This window comes from Pseudomonas sp. OST1909 (genome assembly GCF_015277575.1).
GTDB classification, from domain to species: Bacteria; Pseudomonadota; Gammaproteobacteria; order Pseudomonadales; family Pseudomonadaceae; genus Aquipseudomonas; species Aquipseudomonas synxantha_A.
Genome location: NZ_CP063780.1, coordinates 1,628,678 through 1,649,493, shown reverse-complemented (window position 1 = coordinate 1,649,493; position 20,816 = coordinate 1,628,678). Strand labels below are relative to the sequence as shown.

The 20,816-nt window shown below is 58.6% G+C and carries 20 protein-coding genes; 14 read left to right on the top strand and 6 right to left on the bottom strand.

Annotated features, from left to right (window positions below; all coding sequences use genetic code 11):
- Window positions 1-229: 229 nt before the first annotated feature.
- Window positions 230-1,447 (bottom strand): argininosuccinate synthase, encoded by a 1,218-nt coding sequence (locus tag IH404_RS07085; RefSeq protein WP_005785276.1) that lies wholly within the window; start codon window positions 1,445-1,447, stop codon window positions 230-232.
- Between the two features lie 128 nt (window positions 1,448-1,575).
- Window positions 1,576-2,484 carry an OmpA family protein gene (locus tag IH404_RS07080; RefSeq protein WP_005785275.1) on the bottom strand — a complete coding sequence of 303 codons (909 nt, stop codon included), beginning with the start codon at window positions 2,482-2,484 and terminating at the stop codon, window positions 1,576-1,578.
- A 156-nt stretch (window positions 2,485-2,640) separates the two neighbouring features.
- On the opposite strand from IH404_RS07080, the gene pyrC reads away from it, so the two are divergent.
- Both pyrC and rnt read left to right on the top strand, forming a co-directional pair.
- Window positions 2,641-3,687 (top strand): dihydroorotase, encoded by a 1,047-nt coding sequence (pyrC, locus tag IH404_RS07075; protein ID WP_005785273.1) that lies wholly within the window; start codon window positions 2,641-2,643, stop codon window positions 3,685-3,687.
- Window positions 3,684-4,355 carry a ribonuclease T gene (gene rnt / locus IH404_RS07070; RefSeq protein WP_005785271.1) on the top strand — a complete coding sequence of 224 codons (672 nt, stop codon included), beginning with the start codon at window positions 3,684-3,686 and terminating at the stop codon, window positions 4,353-4,355. The genes pyrC and rnt overlap by 4 nt, the downstream gene beginning before the upstream one ends.
- A 68-nt stretch (window positions 4,356-4,423) precedes the next feature.
- On the opposite strand, the gene IH404_RS07065 is transcribed toward rnt, so the two are convergent.
- On the bottom strand, window positions 4,424-5,026 hold the full coding sequence (locus IH404_RS07065) for a peroxiredoxin (protein WP_003172097.1): 603 nt from the start codon (window positions 5,024-5,026) through the stop codon (window positions 4,424-4,426).
- Between the two features lie 244 nt (window positions 5,027-5,270).
- Here IH404_RS07065 and IH404_RS07060 point away from each other — a divergent pair, with 244 nt between their 5' ends.
- Together IH404_RS07060 and bfr are read left to right on the top strand one after the other, a co-directional pair.
- Window positions 5,271-5,489 carry a bacterioferritin-associated ferredoxin gene (locus IH404_RS07060; RefSeq protein ID WP_005785268.1) on the top strand — a complete coding sequence of 73 codons (219 nt, stop codon included), beginning with the start codon at window positions 5,271-5,273 and terminating at the stop codon, window positions 5,487-5,489.
- Between the two features lie 200 nt (window positions 5,490-5,689).
- On the top strand, window positions 5,690-6,160 hold the full coding sequence (gene bfr, locus IH404_RS07055) for a bacterioferritin (protein WP_005785266.1): 471 nt from the start codon (window positions 5,690-5,692) through the stop codon (window positions 6,158-6,160).
- A gap of 64 nt (window positions 6,161-6,224) precedes the next feature.
- On the opposite strand, the gene grxD is transcribed toward bfr, so the two are convergent.
- Both grxD and IH404_RS07045 read right to left on the bottom strand, forming a co-directional pair.
- The gene (grxD, locus tag IH404_RS07050) at window positions 6,225-6,563 is read right to left on the bottom strand and encodes a Grx4 family monothiol glutaredoxin (RefSeq protein WP_005785264.1); all 339 of its coding nucleotides are present in this window, start codon (window positions 6,561-6,563) and stop codon (window positions 6,225-6,227) included.
- Between the two features lie 86 nt (window positions 6,564-6,649).
- Complete coding sequence (locus tag IH404_RS07045; RefSeq protein WP_005785262.1) at window positions 6,650-8,758, bottom strand: molybdopterin oxidoreductase family protein; 2,109 nt, start codon at window positions 8,756-8,758, stop codon at window positions 6,650-6,652.
- A 434-nt stretch (window positions 8,759-9,192) separates the two neighbouring features.
- Here IH404_RS07045 and argF point away from each other — a divergent pair, with 434 nt between their 5' ends.
- Together argF and IH404_RS07035 are read left to right on the top strand one after the other, a co-directional pair.
- Entirely contained in the window at window positions 9,193-10,113 is a 921-nt protein-coding gene (gene argF, locus IH404_RS07040; RefSeq protein WP_005785261.1) for an ornithine carbamoyltransferase, read from the top strand.
- Window positions 10,110-11,153, top strand: coding sequence for an ABC transporter ATP-binding protein (locus tag IH404_RS07035; RefSeq protein ID WP_005785259.1), 1,044 nt, complete (start codon window positions 10,110-10,112; stop codon window positions 11,151-11,153). The genes argF and IH404_RS07035 overlap by 4 nt, the downstream gene beginning before the upstream one ends.
- A gap of 62 nt (window positions 11,154-11,215) precedes the next feature.
- Here IH404_RS07035 and ybaK read toward each other — a convergent pair whose 3' ends face one another.
- Window positions 11,216-11,686: a Cys-tRNA(Pro) deacylase gene (gene ybaK, locus IH404_RS07030; protein ID WP_005785257.1), complete on the bottom strand. Its 471-nt coding sequence runs from the start codon at window positions 11,684-11,686 to the stop codon at window positions 11,216-11,218.
- A 327-nt stretch (window positions 11,687-12,013) separates the two neighbouring features.
- Between ybaK and IH404_RS07025 the strand changes: the two genes are divergently transcribed.
- The 8 genes from IH404_RS07025 to IH404_RS06990 all read left to right on the top strand — a co-directional run bounded on the left by IH404_RS07025 (window position 12,014) and on the right by IH404_RS06990 (window position 20,709).
- Window positions 12,014-12,868, top strand: coding sequence for an MIP/aquaporin family protein (locus tag IH404_RS07025; RefSeq protein WP_194440195.1), 855 nt, complete (start codon window positions 12,014-12,016; stop codon window positions 12,866-12,868).
- A 76-nt stretch (window positions 12,869-12,944) separates the two neighbouring features.
- Window positions 12,945-14,450, top strand: coding sequence for a glycerol kinase GlpK (gene glpK, locus IH404_RS07020; RefSeq protein WP_005785253.1), 1,506 nt, complete (start codon window positions 12,945-12,947; stop codon window positions 14,448-14,450).
- A gap of 73 nt (window positions 14,451-14,523) precedes the next feature.
- Window positions 14,524-15,279, top strand: a complete 756-nt coding sequence (locus tag IH404_RS07015) for a DeoR/GlpR family transcriptional regulator (RefSeq protein ID WP_003188962.1) — start codon at window positions 14,524-14,526, stop codon at window positions 15,277-15,279.
- 259 nt (window positions 15,280-15,538) lie between these two features.
- The gene (gene glpD / locus IH404_RS07010) at window positions 15,539-17,077 is read left to right on the top strand and encodes a glycerol-3-phosphate dehydrogenase (protein ID WP_194440194.1); all 1,539 of its coding nucleotides are present in this window, start codon (window positions 15,539-15,541) and stop codon (window positions 17,075-17,077) included.
- A gap of 363 nt (window positions 17,078-17,440) precedes the next feature.
- On the top strand, window positions 17,441-18,367 hold the full coding sequence (locus tag IH404_RS07005; RefSeq protein WP_005785249.1) for a glutamate/aspartate ABC transporter substrate-binding protein: 927 nt from the start codon (window positions 17,441-17,443) through the stop codon (window positions 18,365-18,367).
- Between the two features lie 193 nt (window positions 18,368-18,560).
- The gene (locus IH404_RS07000; protein ID WP_005785247.1) at window positions 18,561-19,307 is read left to right on the top strand and encodes an amino acid ABC transporter permease; all 747 of its coding nucleotides are present in this window, start codon (window positions 18,561-18,563) and stop codon (window positions 19,305-19,307) included.
- Window positions 19,307-19,978: an ABC transporter permease subunit gene (locus IH404_RS06995; protein WP_003188954.1), complete on the top strand. Its 672-nt coding sequence runs from the start codon at window positions 19,307-19,309 to the stop codon at window positions 19,976-19,978. The genes IH404_RS07000 and IH404_RS06995 overlap by 1 nt, the downstream gene beginning before the upstream one ends.
- Complete coding sequence (locus IH404_RS06990) at window positions 19,975-20,709, top strand: amino acid ABC transporter ATP-binding protein (protein ID WP_003188952.1); 735 nt, start codon at window positions 19,975-19,977, stop codon at window positions 20,707-20,709. Before IH404_RS06995 ends, IH404_RS06990 begins: the two co-directional genes overlap by 4 nt.
- Window positions 20,710-20,816 lie beyond the last annotated feature (107 nt).

The window sequence follows — 20,816 nt, the reverse complement described above, 5'->3', positions numbered from 1 at the left end:
AGTGAATTTTCTGTCAGACATAGTTCCTCTGCAGATGTAAAAAATCATTCAGCGTTAAAAACAAAACGCAAAAAAGTAAAACAACCGGCAAAGTTTCGGAAAAAAACACACTCAAGCACTCGCTAAACGCGGATAAACATCAGCGTCCTATTTATGTTCATCCAATAATAAACAAGCAAAAAAAATGGCCCCTTGGATAAGGGGCCATTTTTCACAACCGAGGCAACACTCAGAACAACGAGCGGCCCTTGTTGGCAGCAATCCGCATACGCAGGGCGTTCAGCTTGATGAAGCCCGCCGCATCCGCCTGGTTGTAGGCGCCACCATCTTCTTCAAAGGTCGCAATGTTGGAGTCGAACAGCGACTCATCGGATTTACGACCCGTGACGATCACGTTGCCCTTGTAGAGTTTCAGGCGCACAACGCCATTCACGTGGGCCTGGGAGGCGTCGATCATCTGTTGCAGCATCAGACGCTCAGGGCTCCACCAGTAACCGGTGTAGATCAGGCTGGCGTACTTGGGCATCAGCTCGTCTTTAAGGTGTGCGACTTCACGGTCCAGGGTGATGGATTCGATGGCACGGTGGGCACGCAGCATGATGGTGCCGCCCGGGGTTTCATAGCAGCCGCGGGACTTCATGCCCACATAGCGGTTCTCGACGATGTCGAGACGGCCGATACCATGCTGGCCACCGATACGGTTGAGGGTCGCCAGCACGGTGGCCGGAGACATTTCAACGCCGTCCAACGCGACGATGTCGCCGTTGCGGTAAGTCAGTTCCAGATACTGTGGCTTGTCTGGAGCGTTCTCCGGGGAGACCGTCCATTTCCACATGTCTTCTTCGTGCTCGGTCCAGGTGTCTTCCAGCACGCCGCCCTCATAGGAGATGTGCAGCAGGTTGGCGTCCATCGAGTACGGCGACTTCTTCTTGCCATGACGCTCGATCGGGATCGCGTGCTTTTCAGCGTAATCCATCAGCTTTTCGCGGGAGAGCAGGTCCCATTCACGCCAAGGGGCGATCACTTTTACCCCTGGCTTGAGTGCATAGGCACCCAGTTCGAAACGCACCTGGTCGTTGCCCTTGCCAGTGGCGCCGTGGGAAATGGCATCAGCGCCGGTTTCGTTGGCGATCTCGATCAGGCGTTTGGCGATCAGCGGACGTGCGATGGAGGTACCCAGCAGGTACTCACCTTCGTAGACAGTGTTGGCGCGAAACATCGGGAATACGAAATCGCGGACGAACTCTTCGCGCAGGTCGTCAATGTAGATCTCTTTCACGCCCATGGCTTGCGCCTTGGCACGTGCAGGTTCGACCTCTTCGCCCTGACCCAGGTCAGCGGTGAAGGTCACCACTTCACAGTTATAAGTATCCTGCAGCCACTTGAGGATCACCGAAGTGTCCAGGCCGCCGGAATACGCGAGAACGACCTTGTTTACGTCGGCCATGCCATCACTCCACGGGGTTGTACGGAAAGGCAACGATTCTACCGATCAAAACCGCGAAATTACAGGGGCGCGACAGCAAATGAAGATAAAGCGACAGATTATGTCGAGTGGGCGACCGATGGTCGCACCTACGAGGTAACCGCCGGGTTGCTCGGTACCGTGGCCTGGGGTGCCGGTTTCTCGGGGGCAGCGACCCGCTCAAGCTGGATATTCACACGGCGGTTGCGGGCGCGGTTGGCGGCACTGGTGTTGGGTGCCAGAGGGTAGCTCTCGCCGTGGAAACGCAGGGTGATCTGCGATTCCTGAATGCCATTGGCCTTGAAGTAATCCATCACCGCCAGGGCACGCCGGCGCGAGACGTCGCGATTGGTCAGGCGATTGCCACTGTTATCCGAGTGGCCGTTCAACTCGACATGATTGACGGTAGGGTCGGCCTTCATGAACGCAAGAATCACAGACAGCTTCTTCTTGGCGGCAGCGTCCAGCTCAATGCCGCCACCGGGGAATCCGACTTCAGTCTGCTTGACCTGATCGTAATTCATGGGCAACAGCTTGGCAGTGCACGACTGATAGTCGCTGTAAGCCTTGCTGAACCTCACCGGCAGCAGACGCACCTCCGAGTACCCGCCCTCGCGCGCGTAATGCCGTACGGTCGGGCTGCGCCCCTCAAGCAATCCAGTGAACAGGCGCCCGGCCTGGGCCTGGGAGCTATTGAACAGTACGTCGCCACTGCCGACACGTACCGCCCCGAGGTTGATATCGCCTCGGCCCGGCTGCCAGGGCGCAGCGGCGGCCAACAAGGTTGCCGAGCCTGCGCCAAACGCACCGTTATAGGCTTTCAGGCGAAACGTCGCCTGCTCGCCGGCCCGGCGCACGAACTCCCCGGAACCAAAGTCGGTGATCGGCTGCGTCAGGCGGCACTCGAACTGGTCGCCCTCTACCTTCCACTCAATATTCTCCAGACGTGTCTGGAACGTGAGGGCCATAGCGGGCAGGCTGGCGAACACACTGAGCAGGGCTAGATAATGCTGGCGCACGGGAGGCTCCACTGGTTTCTACAACACTTCAAAGCGTCATACATCGTTAAGGCATACCCGGGGATATCGGTCGCATCCGGCAAAACTTGATAGCGAGTGCCTGCAAGAGTCTTTTCCGGTAGCATTCCCACCAGATTGACCCGCCTGGAATCCCCAATGTCCGACCGCCTGACCCTGCTGCGTCCCGACGACTGGCATATTCATCTTCGCGATGGTGCTGCGTTACCCCAAACCGTGGCCGATGTGGCGCGCACGTTTGGCCGTGCCATCATCATGCCTAACCTGGTACCTCCGGTGCGCAATGCCGCAGAAGCCGACGCCTATCGCCAGCGTATTCTCGCTGCACGACCGGCCGGCAGCCGCTTTGAACCGTTGATGGTGCTCTACCTGACCGACCGCACCCAGCCTGAAGAAATTCGCCAGGCCAAGGCTAGCGGCTTCGTACACGCTGCCAAGCTCTATCCGGCCGGCGCGACCACCAACTCTGATTCCGGCGTAACCAGTATCGACAAGATCCTGCCGGCGATCGAAGCCATGGCCGAAGTTGGTATGCCGTTGCTGATCCATGGGGAAGTGACCCGTGGCGATGTGGACGTGTTCGATCGCGAGAAAATCTTCATCGACGAACACATGCGTCGTGTGGTCGAGTTGTTCCCGACTTTAAAGGTAGTGTTCGAGCACATCACCACCGCCGATGCCGTGCAGTTCGTCACCGAAGCTTCGGCTAACGTTGGCGCGACCATCACCGCTCACCACCTGCTCTACAACCGCAACCACATGTTGGTGGGCGGAATTCGGCCGCACTTCTATTGCCTGCCGATCCTCAAGCGCAACACTCACCAGGTGGCCCTGCTGGATGCCGCCACCAGCGGCAGCCCGAAGTTCTTCCTGGGCACCGACTCGGCGCCCCACGCCCAGCACGCCAAGGAAGCCGCATGCGGTTGTGCCGGATGCTACACGGCGTTTGCCGCCATCGAGCTGTATGCCGAAGCATTCGAACAGCGCAATGCCCTGGACAAACTCGAAGGTTTTGCCAGCCTCAATGGTCCGCGTTTCTACGGCCTGCCGGCGAATACCGACCGCATTACCCTGGTCCGTGAAGATTGGACCGCCCCCGCCAGCCTGCCGTTTGGCGAGCTGACCGTTATCCCGCTGCGCGCCGGTGAAACACTGCGCTGGCGCCTGCTGGAGGAAAGCAAGTGAGTGAAGACCATTACGATGACGAACAAGAGCACAGTGGCGGCGGCTCGCGCCACCCGATGGCCGAGCGTTTTCGCGGTTATCTGCCGGTTGTCATCGACGTAGAAACCGGTGGCTTCAACTGCGCCACCGACGCCCTGCTGGAAATCGCCGCAACCACCATCGGCATGGACGAACAGGGTTTCGTGTTCCCGGAACACACCCACTTCTTCCGTGTCGAGCCGTTCGAAGGCGCCAATATCGAAGCCGCGGCCCTGGAGTTCACCGGGATCAAGCTCGACCACCCGCTGCGCATGGCCGTCAGTGAAGAAGCAGCACTGACCGATATCTTCCGTGGCGTGCGCAAGGCGCTGAAGGCCAATGGCTGCAAACGCGCGATCCTGGTCGGCCACAACAGCAGCTTTGACCTGGGCTTCCTGAATGCCGCCGTGGCGCGCCTGGACATGAAGCGCAACCCGTTTCACCCGTTCTCAAGCTTCGACACTGCCACCCTTGCAGGCCTGGCGTATGGCCAGACCGTACTGGCCAAAGCCTGCCAGGCAGCGGGTATCGACTTTGATGGTCGTGAAGCCCACTCGGCCCGCTACGACACCGAAAAGACCGCCGACCTGTTCTGTGGCATCGTCAACCGCTGGAAACAGATGGGTGGCTGGGAAGACTTCAACGACTGAGCCTGCACCGCCCCTCCCATAAAAAAACCGGCCTTTTCAGGCCGGTTTTTTTGTACCTCGACGCAGGCTTACAGCTTGCCGGCGTTCTCGGTCAGGTAAGCGGCAACGCCTTCTGGCGAAGCGTTCATGCCTTTGTCGCCTTTTTTCCAGTTGGCAGGGCAGACTTCACCGTGCTCTTCGTGGAATTGCAGGGCGTCAACCAGGCGGATCAGCTCTTCCATGTTACGGCCCAGCGGCAGGTCGTTGATGATCTGCGAACGCACGACGCCCTTGTCGTCGATCAGGAACGCGCCACGGAAAGCGACGCCGCCTTCGGATTCAACGTCGTAGGCCTTGGCGATGTCGTGCTTCATGTCGGCAGCCATGGTGTATTTGACTTTGCCGATACCGCCGTCGTTGATGGCGGTGTTGCGCCAGGCGTTGTGGGTGAAATGGGAGTCGATGGACACAGCAACCACTTCAACGTTACGCGCCTTGAAATCGTCCATGCGATGGTCCAGGGCGATCAGCTCCGAAGGGCAGACGAAAGTGAAGTCCAGCGGGTAGAAGAATACCAGGCCGTATTTGCCTTTGATGGCTTCAGACAGTTTGAAGCTGTCTACGATTTCGCCATTGCCGAGGACGGCTGGAACGTCAAAATCCGGGGCTTGTTTACCGACGAGTACGCTCATTGGATATCTCCTGATATAGGGGGTGACGATTGAAGTAAAAGGACCGGTCGAGTCTGCCTGTGGAAGCAGACAGAAATATGACGCAATCACGCTTCGTGAAGACCGATCATCATACACCGAAAAAACCGTTCGTCAGCGCACGGGCAATTCCTCTCGGATTGCTGCTGAAACTATTTTGACAATCATTCTCGTTAACATTAAGATCCATCGCACTTAAGCCATAAACCCGCGACGGTTCTCACTTATGTATGTCTGCCTCTGCACTGGCGTCACCGACGGACAAATCCGCGAAGCGATCTACGAAGGTTGCTGCAGCTACAAAGAAGTGCGTGAAACCACGGGCGTTGCCAGCCAGTGCGGCAAATGCGCCTGCCTCGCCAAGCAAGTGGTACGGGAAACCCTGACGCAGCTGCAAACAGCCCAGGCCGCGATCCCCTACTCGACAGAATTTACACACGCCTGATAGGCATGTTTTAAAGAGCCGGACCTTGTGTCCGGTTTTTTTATGCCTGTAATTCAATTAGTTAGCGCCAAGACGCGGAACACAAACATTCTTATTCCGATTAATTTTCATTTATTATTCAATAACTTAGGTTTGACACTGGGATTTTCACCGCTCAGACTCCCCCTTATACACAGCTATTACAGGGCAGGACCCCAGTCATGAAAGGCGACATCTCAGTCATCCAGCAACTCAACAAAATCCTTGCCAATGAACTGGTCGCGATCAATCAGTACTTCCTGCATGCGCGCATGTACGACGATTGGGGCCTGGAAAAGCTCGGCAAGCGTGAATACAAAGAATCGATCAAGGCCATGAAGGACGCCGACGCGCTGATCAAGCGCATCCTGTTCCTGGAAGGTCTGCCGAACGTGCAGGACCTGGGCAAGCTGAACATCGGCGAGCACACTCAGGAAATGATCGGCAGTGACCTGGGCTTTGAGCGCAAAAGCCACAGCGACATCAAGGCAGCGATTGCCCACTGTGAGACCAAAGGCGATTTCGGCAGCCGTGAGCTGCTGGAAGACATCCTGGAAGACCAGGAAGAGCATATCGACTGGCTGGAAACCCAGCTGGGACTGATAGACAAGGTCAGCCTGGAGAACTACCTGCAATCGCAGATGGGTGAATAACCCCTACCAGATACAAAAAAGCCCCGCTCTCGTCAGAGAATCGGGGCTTTTTATTGCAGGTCAATCAAGCTTCAGTCTTGGCTGCCGCTTTTTCCGCTGCGTCTTTGATCAGCGCTTGCAGCGAACCGTCTGCTGCCATTTCAGTGATGATATCGCTGCCGCCAACCAGCTCACCGGCTACCCACAGTTGTGGGAAAGTCGGCCAGTTGGCGTACTTTGGCAGATTGGCGCGAATTTCCGGATTCTGCAGGATATCCACGTAGGCGAACTTCTCGCCACACGCCATGATGGCCTGGGAGGCTTTTGCGGAAAAACCGCACTGAGGAGCGTTAGGCGCGCCCTTCATGTAGAGCAGAATGGTGTTGTTGGCAATCTGGTCTTTGATCGTTTCGATGATATCCATGGAACACCTCGGCTGGAACTTTGCGACTCACAGGTCGGCACGGTGGCGCATTGTAACGCAAAATCCCAGCGCAGTGCTCGGGCACCTCACGCAGCCGCCACTTGCACCGGCACCCCATTGAGCGCCGCATTACCCGATAACTCATCCAATTGCCGCTCGTCGGTCAAGTCATTCGCACTCGCACCCGGCTGGCCGCTTGCGATGCTCATCTGCACGCCCGGACGATCATGACCCCAACCGTGAGGCAGGCTGACCACACCCTGCATCATGTCCGCGCTGGCCACGACTTCCACTTCGATCATGCCGATGCGCGAACTCACTCGCACCCGCTGGCCATCGCTCAACTGCCGACTGGCCAGATCGTCGGGGTGCATCAACAGTTGATGGCGCGGCTTGCCCTTCACCAGCCGGTGATAGTTATGCATCCACGAATTATTGCTGCGCACATGACGGCGACCAATCAGCAGCAGTTCGTCCACCGCAGGCACCGGTTGCGCAGCAAAACGCGACAGGTCCGCCAGGATCACCGGCGGTGCCGCCTGCACCTTGCCATCGGCGGTTTTCAGCCGCGCGCCCAAGTTTGGCTGGAGCGGCCCCAGGTCCACGCCGTGGGGGTGATCGGCCAGCATCGCCACCGACAGCTTATGTGCAGACGCATCCCCATAAGTACCGGCGCGCAGCCCGAAATCGATCATTTGCGCGGGCGGCATTGTCGGTTTTAGTGACACGCCGGTCTGCGCCGCAAAGGCTTTGGCCAAGCCGACGAAAATTTCCCAATCGTGCAGCGCGCCTGCGGGTTTTGGCAGGATCGCGCGGTTGAAGCGCGTGACATTGCGCACCGCGAACATGTTGAAGGTGGTGTCGTAGTGGTCATTTTCCAATGCCGACGTTGACGGCAGGATCAGGTCGGCATAACGCGTGGTTTCGTTGATGTAGAGATCGACACTGACCATGAACTCCAACCCATCCAGCGCCTGCTCAAGTTGACGGCCATTGGGCGTCGACAGGACCGGGTTGCCGGCCACCGTCACCAGGGCGCGGATTTGCCCTTCACCTTCGGTGAGCATTTCTTCGGCCAAGGCTGACACCGGCAGCTCTCCGCCGTACTCGGGACGCCCGGACACGCGGCTTTGCCAGCGATTGAAATGCCCGCCGCCAGTCGACGCCACCAGGTCCACCGCTGGTGTGGTGCACAACGCACCTCCCACCCGATCCAGGTTGCCGGTCACCAGGTTGATCAACTGCACCAGCCAATGACACAACGTGCCGAACGCCTGGGTCGAGACGCCCATGCGTCCGTAGCACACCGCTTTATCGGCGGCGGCAAAGTCTCGCGCCAATTGACGGATCTGCTCGGCAGGCACTGCACATTGGCGGCTCATGGCCTCGGCGGTAAAGTTGGCGATCGCCCGGCGTACGTCGTCCAGGCCTTCAACCGGCAAATGGCTGGCGCGGGTCAGCCCTTCAGCAAACAGGGTGTTGAGCACCCCGAACAACAACGCCGCATCACCGCCGGGGCGTACGAACAGATGCTGATCGGCAATCGCCGCCGTCTCGCTGCGTCGAGGGTCGACCACCACCACTTTACCGCCCCGGGCCTGAATGGCTTTGAGGCGTTTCTCCACATCGGGCACGGTCATGATGCTGCCATTGGACGCCAGCGGGTTGCCACCCAGAATCAGCATGAAGTCGGTGTGGTCGATGTCCGGGATCGGCAACAGCAAGCCATGGCCGTACATCAGGTGACTGGTCAGATGGTGGGGCAACTGGTCGACGGAGGTTGCAGAGAACCGGTTGCGCGTCTTCAAAAGGCCAAGAAAATAATTGCTGTGCGTCATCAGCCCATAGTTGTGCACGCTGGGGTTGCCTTGGTAAACCGCCACCGCGTTCTGGCCATGCCGGGCCTGGATACCCGCAAGGCGTTCGGCTACAAGCGCAAAGGCACTTTCCCATGAGATCGGCTGCCATTCGTTGCCAACCCGCAGCATTGGCTGGTGCAAGCGGTCCGGGTCATTCTGGATATCCTGCAGCGCTACGGCCTTGGGGCAGATGTGTCCGCGGCTGAAGCTGTCCAGGGGGTCGCCCTTGATCGAGGTGATCGCCAGGCGACCGTCTTCGGCTTGAGTCGTTTCCAGGGTCAGGCCGCAGATGGCTTCGCACAGGTGGCAGGCACGGTGATGGAGAGTCTTGGTCATGGCCAGTCTCTTTATAAGGGCTTTGGCCCAACTATGGCCCGCGACCGCCCAGGGCGCCAGCAACCTTCGTGCTGTGAATCGACGGGCATAGGCAAAGGCATGGCTAACCATGAGCAAATGTTTCAGAAGCCTCCCGCGCACCGACTAAAACCGACACAACCTGGCCTGGGCCCGCCCCCGCGCATTGCAAAAGGTCTCGGCGCCAGTGTACAAATGGCCCGCTGCTGTCCGGAAATCGTCTTCAAACGCGCGTCAGCGCCCTGCTTGAACACTCTTAAAAACCGTAGCCCTATTGGTAAGACGCGACATTTAATGTCAATATCGCGCCTTCCCCTATTTCGTCGCCCCGTGCGGCTTTCGCCGCAGGTCTCGCCCGTTGTCACAATAAACAAGGCTTTGAGGATCTGCGGTCTGTTGCAAAAAGGTAGTTAATGATGAGCGCAAGGCACTTTCTCTCCCTGATGGATTGCACGCCCGAAGAGCTGGTCAGCGTGATCCGTCGAGGCATTGAGCTTAAAGACCTGCGTAACCGCGGCGTACTGTTTGAGCCCTTGAAAAACCGTGTACTGGGGATGATCTTCGAGAAGTCCTCGACTCGTACACGCCTGTCTTTCGAAGCCGGCATGATCCAGCTGGGTGGCCAGGCGATCTTCCTGTCCCCGCGTGATACCCAACTGGGCCGTGGCGAGCCGATCAGCGATTGCGCCATCGTCATGTCGCGGATGCTCGATGCCGTAATGATCCGTACCTTCGCCCACAGCACCCTGACCGAATTTGCCGCCAACTCGCGCGTGCCGGTGATCAACGGGCTGTCCGACGACCTGCACCCCTGCCAGTTGCTGGCCGACATGCAAACCTTCCTCGAACACCGCGGTTCGATCCAGGGCAAGACCGTGGCCTGGATCGGTGACGGCAACAACATGTGCAACAGCTATATAGAAGCGGCGATCCAGTTCGACTTCCACCTGCGTATCGCTTGCCCTGAAGGCTACGAGCCGAGCGCCGAGTTCATGGCCAGGGCCGATGGCCGCGTGCAGTTGCTGCGTGATCCGAAGGATGCGGTGGTTGGCGCACACCTGGTCAGCACCGACGTCTGGACCTCCATGGGCCAGGAAGACGAAACGGCCAAGCGCCTGGCCCGGTTCGCACCATTCCAGGTGACACGCGCCCTGCTCGATACAGCAGCGCCGGATGTACTGTTCATGCACTGCCTGCCTGCTCACCGAGGTGAGGAAATCAGCCTCGACCTGCTCGATGACCCACGCTCTGTCGCCTGGGACCAGGCCGAAAATCGCCTGCATGCGCAAAAAGCCTTGCTCGAGTTTCTCGTCCCACCGTCGTACCACCACGCATGAGCCAGCCATTACTGCTGAACCTGCGCAATCTGGCATGCGGCTATCAAGATCAACGGGTGGTGCAGAACCTCAACCTGCACCTCAATGCCGGTGACATCGGTTGCCTGCTTGGCTCGTCCGGTTGCGGCAAGACCACCACCTTGCGCGCCATTGCCGGCTTTGAACCGGTACACGAAGGCGAAATCAGCCTGGCGGGCGAAGTCATCTCCAGTGCTGGTTTCACCCTGGCACCGGAGAAACGGCGTATTGGCATGGTGTTCCAGGATTACGCACTGTTCCCGCACTTGAGCGTGGCAGACAACATCGTCTTTGGTATTCGCAAACATCCGCAAAAGGATCGTGTGGTCGCCGAGCTGCTGGAACTGGTCAACCTCAAGAATCTGGGCAAGCGCTTCCCTCATGAGCTTTCCGGTGGCCAGCAACAACGCGTCGCGCTCGCCCGCGCCCTAGCGCCAGAGCCGCAACTGTTGCTATTGGATGAACCCTTTTCCAACCTCGATGGCGAATTGCGCCGCAAGCTCAGCCATGAAGTGCGCGACATCCTCAAGGCACGCGGCACCAGTGCGATCCTGGTGACCCACGACCAGGAAGAAGCCTTTGCGGTCAGCGACCATGTCGGCGTGTTCAAGGAAGGTCGTCTGGAGCAATGGGACACGCCCTACAACCTTTACCACGAACCGCAGACGCCCTATGTCGCCAGCTTTATCGGCCAGGGCTACTTCATTCGAGGTCGCTTGAACTCACCGGAGTCAGTGAGCACCGAACTGGGAGACCTGCGCGGCAATCGCGCCTATACCTGGCCCACAGGTGGCGCGGTGGATGTTCTGCTACGCCCGGACGACATCGTCTACGCGCCGGACAGCGCATTGAAAGCCCGGATCGTCGGCAAGACGTTCCAGGGCGCCTCGACCTTGTACCGGTTGCAACTGCCAACGGGCGCTCAGCTGGAATCGATTTTCCCCAGCCATGTTGATCAACAGATGGGGACGGATGTGGGGATTCGAGTGGCGGCCGAGCATCTGGTGCTGTTCCAGGCGTAAGCGGTTATACATGTGGGAGTGGGCAAGCCCCCTCCCCCATTAGATCTCCAAAGGGCTGATCATCACGCCCGGCCGATGGCCGCGAATTTGGCTTGGGTATGTTCAGCCAGTACCGCGGCGGGCAATTCCACCTCCAGCCCTCGCCTCCCGGCACTGACAAAAATCGTTGCAAAGGGTTGCGCCGTTTCGTCGATAAACGTGCGCAAGCGCTTCTTCTGCCCCAGCGGGCTGATTCCGCCCAACAGATAGCCAGTAGACCGCTGCGCTGCTGCTGGATCCGCCATTTCAACCTTTTTTACGCCAGCCGCATGGGCAAGCGCCTTCAAGTCCAGACTTCCGACGACCGGCACCACCGCCACCAACAATTCGCCCTTCTCGCTGCTCGCCAATAACGTCTTGAACACCTGCGCCGGGTCGAGGCCCAATTTCTCCGCAGCTTCCAGACCATACGACGCCGCCTTGGGGTCATGTTCATAACTGTGAATGCGATGTTCGGCGCGAACTTTTTTCAACAAATCCAGTGCGGGCGTCATGGCGTCTCCGGCAGGGAAAACAGGTGCCCAATTCTAGGCCAAGCGCCGGAAAAACGCTCTAGTCCAAGCACTGCTGGGTCAAAAGCTCGGTATGAAGGGCGTGATCATTCACCAGACCAATAGTTCGAAAGTGACCAATGGTTCACTTTCGACCTTTGACAGCGGTCATTCTTGTCTATATTTTTTCGTTTCCGAATACTGTAGGAATAGTCCATCAGTGCTCCAGCAGTAAGCCGCGGCTAAGGATGGGGATCCTCGTCACGGTGAAAATCGCGCAACCGCCCGTTGAGGCAGTGCGCCAGACAAGAACAACAACTGAGGTTTTCCATGACAACTGCTCTTCAACAGCCTTCACTTTCGAGCCAATGCATGGCCGAGTTCCTGGGCACTGCGCTGCTGATCTTCTTCGGTACCGGTTGCGTCGCTGCGCTCAAGGTCGCGGGTGCGAGCTTTGGCTTATGGGAAATCAGCATCATCTGGGGGATCGGCGTCAGCATGGCGATCTACCTGAGTGCCGGTATTTCCGGGGCTCACCTCAACCCGGCGGTCAGTATCGCCCTGTGCATTTTTGCCGACTTCGAAAAACGCAAACTGCCCTTCTATATTCTCGCCCAGGTCGCCGGCGCATTCTGCTCCGCCGCACTGGTGTACACGCTCTACAGCAATCTTTTTTTCGATTACGAACAAACCCACCAGATGGTCCGTGGCTCCCAGGCCAGCCTGGAACTGGCGTCGGTGTTTTCCACCTATCCCCATGCATTGCTGAGCACGGCCCAGGCATTTCTGGTGGAAATGGTCATCACCGCAATATTGATGGGCGTGATCATGGCCCTCACCGACGACAACAACGGCCTGCCTCGCGGCCCGCTGGCCCCGCTGCTGATCGGTTTATTGATCGCCGTGATTGGTAGCGCCATGGGCCCGCTGACCGGATTTGCGATGAACCCGGCACGGGACTTCGGGCCCAAGCTGATGACCTTTTTCGCCGGTTGGGGTGAAATGGCCTTTACTGGCGGTCGCGATATTCCTTACTTCCTGGTACCGATATTCGCCCCGATTGTCGGTGCTTGCCTCGGTGCTGCCGCCTATCGCGGGCTGATCGCTCGCCACCTGCCGAGCGCAGCACCTGCTATAGCTGAAACACCTGACACGGCTGTCAACGGCAAGACTCGTATTTCCTGAAAGCGCCAGCCTGGTCCCCTGCCCTTCACGGCCCAGGCTGATTTCTGACTTCCTTATTTCGTTCAAGGCAATTGACATGACCGACCTTCAGAATAAGAACTACATCATTGCCCTCGATCAGGGCACCACAAGCTCGCGGGCGATCATCTTCGATCGCGACGCCAACGTGGTGTGCACCGCGCAACGTGAATTCGTCCAACACTACCCGCAGGCCGGCTGGGTTGAGCATGACCCGATGGAAATCTTCGCCACCCAAAGCGCGGTGATGGTAGAGGCGCTGGCCCAGGCCGGCTTGCACCATGATCAGGTTGCCGCCATCGGTATCACCAACCAGCGTGAAACCACCGTGGTCTGGGATAAAATCACCGGTCGCCCGATCTACAACGCCATCGTCTGGCAGTGCCGACGCAGCACCGAAATTTGCCAGCAACTCAAGCGCGACGGCCATGAGCAGTACATCAGCGACACTACCGGTCTGGTTACCGACCCGTACTTCTCCGGCACCAAGCTCAAGTGGATCCTCGACAACGTCGAAGGCAGCCGCGAACGTGCGCGCAATGGCGAGCTGTTGTTCGGCACCGTCGACAGCTGGCTGATCTGGAAATTTACCGGCGGCAAGACCCACGTCACCGACTACACCAACGCGTCGCGCACCATGCTCTTTAACATCCACACGCTGGAGTGGGATGCGAAGATGCTGGAGATTCTCGACATCCCGCGGGAAATGCTCCCCGAAGTGAAGTCGTCCTCCGAAATCTACGGCCGCACCAAAAGTGGTATCGCCATTGGCGGTATTGCCGGTGACCAACAGGCCGCGCTGTTCGGCCAGATGTGCGTCGAAGCCGGCCAGGCCAAGAACACCTATGGCACCGGTTGCTTCCTGCTGATGAACACCGGCGACAAGGCGGTGAAATCCAAGCACGGCATGCTCACCACCATCGCCTGCGGCCCCCGCGGTGAAGTGGCTTACGCTCTGGAAGGCGCGGTATTCAATGGTGGCTCCACTGTGCAATGGCTGCGTGACGAACTGAAAATCATCAACGACGCCCACGACACCGAATACTTCGCCGGCAAGGTCAAGGACAGCAACGGCGTGTATCTGGTACCCGCCTTTACCGGCCTGGGCGCACCGTACTGGGACCCGTATGCCCGTGGCGCGCTGTTCGGCCTGACACGAGGCGTACGCGTGGACCACATCATTCGTGCGGCGCTGGAGTCGATTGCCTACCAGACCCGCGACGTACTCGACGCCATGCAGCAGGACTCGGGCGAACGCCTCAAGGCCCTGCGCGTGGACGGTGGGGCGGTCGCCAACAACTTCCTGATGCAATTTCAGGCCGACATCCTCGGCACTCAGGTCGAACGCCCACAAATGCGCGAGACCACGGCCCTCGGCGCCGCCTACCTGGCTGGCCTGGCGTGTGGTTTCTGGGGCAGCCTGGAGGAGTTGCGTGGCAAGGCGGTGATCGAGCGCGAGTTCGAACCACAGCTGGATGAAGCAGCCAAAGAGAAACTCTACGCCGGCTGGCAAAAAGCGGTGAGCCGCACCCGTGACTGGGAACCGCACGAAGGCGCTGAATAAGGTTGTAACTGGCAGGGAGCGGATTCCTGCGTCATCATGGGCCACTTTTGTATGGCAGCCCAAAGGACGCCCCATGAATCTGCCTCCCCGCCAACAACAAATCCTCGAACTGGTCCGCGAACGCGGCTACGTCAGTATCGAGGAAATGGCGCAGCTATTCGTTGTCACCCCGCAAACCATCCGCCGCGATATCAACCAGCTGGCGGACGCCAATCTGCTGCGCCGCTACCACGGCGGCGCGGCCTATGACTCCAGTGTCGAGAACACCGCGTACGCCATGCGGGCCGATCAGATGCGTGACGAGAAGCAACGCATCGGCGAAGCGATCGCCGCTCAGATTCCCGACCATGCCTCGCTGTTCATCAACATCGGCACCACCACCGAATCCATCGCTCGTGCGCTGCTCAATCACAGCCACCTGAAAATCATCACCAATAACCTCAACGTCGCCACCATGCTCAGTGCCAAGGACGACTTCGATGTGTTGCTGACCGGCGGCAACGTGCGCCGCGATGGCGGCGTGGTGGGCCAGGCCAGTGTCGATTTCATCAATCAGTTCAAGGTGGACTTTGCCCTGGTAGGTATCAGCGGGATCGACGAGGACGGCAGCCTGCTGGACTTCGATTACCAGGAGGTGCGGGTTTCCCAGGCCATCATCGCCAATGCGCGGCAGGTGATCCTGGCGGCAGACTCCAGCAAATTCGGGCGCAATGCCATGATTCGCCTGGGGCCGATCAGCCTGGTGGATTGCCTGGTGACTGACCAGCAGCCGGTGCCGGCGCTGGTGCAAGTGCTGAATGAACACAAGGTGCGGCTGGAAGTGGTGTAGCGCCTGTTCAGGCGTCATCGCGGGCAAGCCCGGCTCCCACAGTTTGAAATTCGATCAAATGTGGGAGCCGGGCTTGCCCGCGATGACGGCCTCACTAACACCAATACATTCACCTTTGTTCACAATTCTTCCTTTTCCCACCCTTCGATGAGTTTTTTCAATCGAAGTCAGCTGGCTGTGCCCGCATTTATCAGCTACCATTTTCGCAAATGAACATTAATGTTCGAATTCCAAGACGAAAAGATCGCGAGGCTAGCCGATGAACCCTTCCACCTTGCCTGCTCCACCGCTTGCCGAAGTCTATGACGTTGCCGTAATTGGTGGCGGGATCAACGGCGTCGGCATTGCAGCAGACGCAGCCGGTCGCGGGTTGTCGGTATTCCTTTGCGAAAAGGATGACTTGGCCAGCCATACGTCGTCGGCCAGCAGCAAGCTGATCCACGGTGGTCTGCGTTATCTGGAACATTACGAATTCCGCCTGGTGCGTGAAGCCCTCGCCGAGCGTGAAGTACTGCTGGCCAAGGCCCCGCACATCGTCAAGCAAATGCGCTTCGTCCTGCCACACCGCCCGCACCTGCGCCCGGCGTGGATGATTCGTGCCGGTCTGTTCCTTTATGACCACTTGGGCAAGCGCGAAAAGCTGGCGGGCTCCAAAAGCCTCAAGTTCGGCGCCGACAGCCCACTCAAAAGCGAAATCACCAAGGGCTTTGAATACTCCGACTGCTGGGTCGACGACGCCCGCCTGGTGGTACTCAACGCCATGGCTGCCCGCGAGAAAGGCGCGCACATCCACACGCAGACCCGTTGCGTCAGCGCCAAGCGCAGCAACGGCATGTGGGAAATGAACATGGAACGTGCCGACGGCAGCCTGTTCTCGATCCGCGCACGCGCGCTGGTGAATGCCGCCGGCCCGTGGGTAGCCAAATTCATCAGGGACGACCTGAAGCTGGATTCGCCTTACGGCATCCGCCTGATCCAGGGCAGCCACCTGATCGTGCCAAGACTGTACGAGGGTGCCCATGCGCATATCCTGCAGAACGAAGACCAACGCATCGTCTTCACCATTCCGTACCTGAACCACCTGACCATCATCGGCACCACCGATCGCGAATACACGGGCGACCCGGCTGCAGTTGCGATTACCGAAGGTGAAACCGACTACATGCTCAAGGTGGTCAACGCGCACTTCAAGAAGCAACTGAGCCGCGAGGATATCGTCCACACGTATTCCGGTGTGCGCCCACTGTGCAATGACGAATCGGACAACCCGTCGGCCATTACGCGTGACTACACCTTGTCGCTGTCCGGCGGTACCGGCGAAGCGCCGATCCTGTCGGTGTTCGGCGGCAAGCTGACCACCTATCGCAAGCTGGCCGAATCGGCCATGGCCCAACTGGCGCCGTACTTTACCCAGATGCGCCCAAGCTGGACCGCCACCGCCAGCCTGCCCGGCGGCGAAAACATGAGCACGCCTGAAGCGCTGGCCGAAGCCATCCGCAACAAGTTCGACTGGGTGCCGAGCGAGATCGCCCGCCGCTGGTCCACCACTTATGGCAGCCGCACCTGGCGCCTATTGGAAGGCGTGCAATCGCTGGCTGACCTCGGTGACCACCTGGGTGGCGGCCTGTATACCCGCGAAGTCGACTACCTGTGCGCTGAAGAGTGGGTGACCCAACCGCAGGACGTGCTGTGGCGCCGTACCAAGCTTGGCCTGTTCACCACACCGCAGGAGCAGGAAAACCTGCAGCGTTACCTGTCCAAGGTCGAGCAGAGCCGCAGCAAGATCGAAGCGGCCTGACCGCCCAATTGTAAGAGCGAGCTTGCTCGCGAAAAACCTGAGAGCGCCGCGTTTATTCAGCATAAACGCGGCGCTTTTGCGTTTTTCGCGAGCAAGCTCGCCCCTACGGACTATTCGGTTTTCCGAACACCCCCCCTCCACCCTATTCGGTTTGCCGGACCCCCGCCTGAAAATATCGCCGAAACAAAAAGTTAATCTCCATATAAATCATGTAGTTATCCTTTTATTTTCGGTATGGCACGACTCATGCTCTACACTCTCTGACGATTACCTGAGGCGCCTTAGGAGCCGTCACGGGCATTCGCTATACAAGAGAGCCGTTCACCTGGCTTCATAAAAAAAACAAATGTCGAGGAAGTATTGATGCGTATCGTTCCCCATATCCTGGGCGCAGCTATCGCTGCTGCTCTGATCAGCACTCCAGTTTTCGCCGCAGAACTCACCGGCACGCTGAAGAAAATCAACGACTCCGGCACCATCACTCTCGCTCACCGCGACAGCTCTATTCCGTTTTCCTACATTGCGGATGGTTCGGGCAAACCCGTGGGCTACTCCCACGACATTCAGTTGGCCGTCGTTGAACAACTGAAAAAAGACCTGAACAAACCCGACCTGAAAGCCAAATACAACCTGGTGACCTCGCAAACCCGTATCCCGTTGATCCAGAACGGCACCGCGGACCTGGAATGCGGCTCCACCACCAACAACGCCGAACGTGCCCAGCAAGTCGATTTCACCGTCAACATCTTCGAAATCGGCACCCGCCTGCTGGTCAAGAAAGACAAGGAAGGCAAGCCGTCCTACGCTGACTTTGCCGACCTCAAAGGCAAGAACGTCGTGACCACCGCCGGCACCACGTCCGAGCGCATCATCAAGGCGATGAACGCCGACAAGCAGATGGGCATGAACGTTATCTCCGCCAAAGACCACGGCGAATCCTTCCAGATGCTCGAAAGCGGCCGTGCCGTTGCGTTCATGATGGACGACGCGCTGCTGGCCGGTGAAGAAGCCAAGGCCAAGAAGCCGGATGACTGGGTTATCACCGGCACTCCGCAGTCCTTCGAAGCCTATGCCTGCATGGTTCGCAAAGGCGACCCGGACTTCAAGAAAGCCGTGGATGACGCCATTGTCGCCCTGTACAAGTCCGGCGAGATCAACAAGATCTACGCCAAATGGTTCGAAAGCCCAATCCCACCGAAGGGCCTGAACCTGAACTTCCCGATGAGCGACAAGGTCAAGGAGCTGATCGCCAACCCAAGCGACAAACCAGCGCCAGAAGTAAAAATCTGATACCTGACTAAGCTTATCTCCTGAGGGAGCCAACCCTCCCTCAGGCGTCTGTAATTACCTGCTGGCTTCAACTTGGAACACTCGACCTGGCGGTTTTCGAGCCGATCGCGTGTGCCTGGCATTCATTGTCGGGCGGAAAAGGATCTTCCCAAGCGGGTGCTTGTACATCGATCGATCTCGAGGGGAGACCCTAATGAATTACAACTGGGACTGGGGCGTGTTCTTCAAGTCCACCGGCGTGGGCAGCGAGACTTATCTCGACTGGTACATCTCCGGGCTGGGCTGGACCATCGCCATCGCCATCGTGGCATGGATTATCGCCTTGCTGCTGGGCTCCATTCTGGGGGTCATGCGCACGGTGCCAAACCGCCTCGTGTCGGGCATTGCGACCTGCTACGTAGAACTGTTTCGTAACGTGCCGCTGCTGGTTCAGCTGTTCATCTGGTACTTCCTGGTACCGGATATGCTGCCGCAAAACCTGCAGGACTGGTACAAACAAGACCTGAACCCGACCACCTCGGCCTACCTGAGCGTTGTGGTGTGCCTGGGCCTGTTCACCGCCGCCCGTGTGTGTGAGCAAGTACGTACAGGCATCCAGGCGCTGCCACGTGGCCAGGAATCCGCCGCGCGCGCCATGGGCTTCAAGCTGCCGCAGATCTACTGGAACGTGCTGCTGCCCCAGGCGTATCGCATCATCATTCCACCGCTTACCTCCGAATTCCTCAACGTGTTCAAGAACTCCTCCGTGGCGTCCTTGATCGGCTTGATGGAACTGCTGGCGCAAACCAAACAGACCGCCGAGTTTTCGGCCAACCTGTTTGAAGCCTTCACCCTGGCCACGCTGATCTACTTCACCCTGAACATGAGCCTGATGCTGCTGATGCGCGTAGTGGAGAAGAAAGTCGCAGTGCCCGGCCTGATCTCCGTGGGGGGTAAATAATGGACTTCGATTTCAGCGGCATCATCCCCGCCATCCCGGGCCTGTGGAACGGCATGGTCATGACCTTGAAGCTGATGGTCATGGGCGTGGTCGGCGGCATCATCATCGGGACCATCCTGGCCCTGATGCGCTTGTCGTCCAATAAACTGCTGTCGCGTGTGGCCGGCGCCTATGTGAACTACTTCCGCTCGATCCCGCTGCTGCTGGTGATCACCTGGTTCTACCTGGCGGTGCCGTTCGTACTGCGCTGGATCACCGGCGAAGACACGCCGATCGGTGCGTTCACGTCCTGCGTCGTGGCGTTCATGATGTTCGAGGCTGCGTACTTCTGCGAAATCGTGCGGGCCGGCGTGCAGTCGATCCCCAAGGGCCAGATGGCAGCGGCACAAGCGATGGGCATGACCTACGGCCAGACCATGCGCCTGATCATCCTGCCCCAGGCGTTCCGCAAGATGACGCCGTTGCTGCTGCAACAATCGATCATCCTGTTCCAGGACACCTCCCTGGTCTACACCGTGGGCCTGGTGGACTTCCTCAACTCCGCCCGCTCCAACGGCGACATCATCGGCCGCTCCAATGAGTTCCTGATCTTTGCCGGTGTCGTCTACTTCATCATCAGCTTTTCCGCCTCGCTGCTGGTCAAGCGTCTGCAAAAAAGGTTTGCCGTATGATCTCTATCAAGAACATCAACAAGTGGTATGGCGACTTCCAGGTGCTGACCGATTGCAGCACCGAGGTTAAGAAAGGCGAAGTGATCGTGGTGTGCGGGCCCTCCGGCTCGGGCAAGTCCACCCTGATCAAGTGCGTCAACGCGCTGGAACCGTTCCAGAAGGGCGACATTGTGGTCGATGGCACCTCCATCGCCGACCCGAAGACCAACCTGCCAAAACTGCGTTCACGCGTTGGCATGGTGTTCCAGCACTTCGAGCTGTTCCCGCACCTGACCATCACTGAAAACCTGACCATCGCGCAGATCAAGGTGCTGGGCCGCAGCAAGGAAGAAGCCACCAAGAAGGGTCTGCAACTGCTCGACCGCGTAGGCTTGTCGGCACACGCCCACAAGCATCCTGGCCAGCTCTCCGGCGGCCAGCAGCAACGTGTGGCGATTGCCCGCGCCCTGGCCATGGACCCGATCGTCATGCTGTTCGACGAACCGACCTCGGCGCTGGACCCGGAAATGGTCAACGAAGTGCTCGACGTGATGGTGCAACTGGCCCATGAAGGCATGACCATGATGTGCGTGACCCACGAAATGGGCTTCGCGCGCAAAGTGGCCGACCGCGTGATTTTCATGGACGCCGGCAAGATCATCGAAGACTGCCCGAAAGAAGAGTTCTTCGGCGACATCAGCGCACGCTCCGAACGCGCACAGCACTTCCTTGAGAAAATCCTGCAGCACTAAGTACTAAGCAGCTCCCACTGTAGGAATATGGCCAATGTGGGAGGGGGCTTGCCCCCGATAGCGGTGGATCAGTGACAGATGTATCGACTGACACACTGCTATCGGGG

Coding starts and splice junctions, on each gene's coding strand:
- IH404_RS07015 (WP_003188962.1), top strand. CDS start 14,524: ATGAATCTGCCTCCCCGCCAACAACAAATCCTCGAACTGGTCCGCGAA.
- IH404_RS07045 (WP_005785262.1), bottom strand. CDS start 8,758: ATGACCAAGACTCTCCATCACCGTGCCTGCCACCTGTGCGAAGCCATC.
- grxD (WP_005785264.1), bottom strand. CDS start 6,563: ATGGATATCATCGAAACGATCAAAGACCAGATTGCCAACAACACCATT.
- IH404_RS07085 (WP_005785276.1), bottom strand. CDS start 1,447: ATGGCCGACGTAAACAAGGTCGTTCTCGCGTATTCCGGCGGCCTGGAC.
- IH404_RS07025 (WP_194440195.1), top strand. CDS start 12,014: ATGACAACTGCTCTTCAACAGCCTTCACTTTCGAGCCAATGCATGGCC.
- IH404_RS07000 (WP_005785247.1), top strand. CDS start 18,561: ATGAATTACAACTGGGACTGGGGCGTGTTCTTCAAGTCCACCGGCGTG.
- IH404_RS06990 (WP_003188952.1), top strand. CDS start 19,975: ATGATCTCTATCAAGAACATCAACAAGTGGTATGGCGACTTCCAGGTG.
- IH404_RS07035 (WP_005785259.1), top strand. CDS start 10,110: ATGAGCCAGCCATTACTGCTGAACCTGCGCAATCTGGCATGCGGCTAT.
- pyrC (WP_005785273.1), top strand. CDS start 2,641: ATGTCCGACCGCCTGACCCTGCTGCGTCCCGACGACTGGCATATTCAT.
- glpD (WP_194440194.1), top strand. CDS start 15,539: ATGAACCCTTCCACCTTGCCTGCTCCACCGCTTGCCGAAGTCTATGAC.
- glpK (WP_005785253.1), top strand. CDS start 12,945: ATGACCGACCTTCAGAATAAGAACTACATCATTGCCCTCGATCAGGGC.
- IH404_RS07005 (WP_005785249.1), top strand. CDS start 17,441: ATGCGTATCGTTCCCCATATCCTGGGCGCAGCTATCGCTGCTGCTCTG.
- bfr (WP_005785266.1), top strand. CDS start 5,690: ATGAAAGGCGACATCTCAGTCATCCAGCAACTCAACAAAATCCTTGCC.
- IH404_RS07060 (WP_005785268.1), top strand. CDS start 5,271: ATGTATGTCTGCCTCTGCACTGGCGTCACCGACGGACAAATCCGCGAA.
- IH404_RS07065 (WP_003172097.1), bottom strand. CDS start 5,026: ATGAGCGTACTCGTCGGTAAACAAGCCCCGGATTTTGACGTTCCAGCC.
- IH404_RS06995 (WP_003188954.1), top strand. CDS start 19,307: ATGGACTTCGATTTCAGCGGCATCATCCCCGCCATCCCGGGCCTGTGG.
- ybaK (WP_005785257.1), bottom strand. CDS start 11,686: ATGACGCCCGCACTGGATTTGTTGAAAAAAGTTCGCGCCGAACATCGC.
- argF (WP_005785261.1), top strand. CDS start 9,193: ATGAGCGCAAGGCACTTTCTCTCCCTGATGGATTGCACGCCCGAAGAG.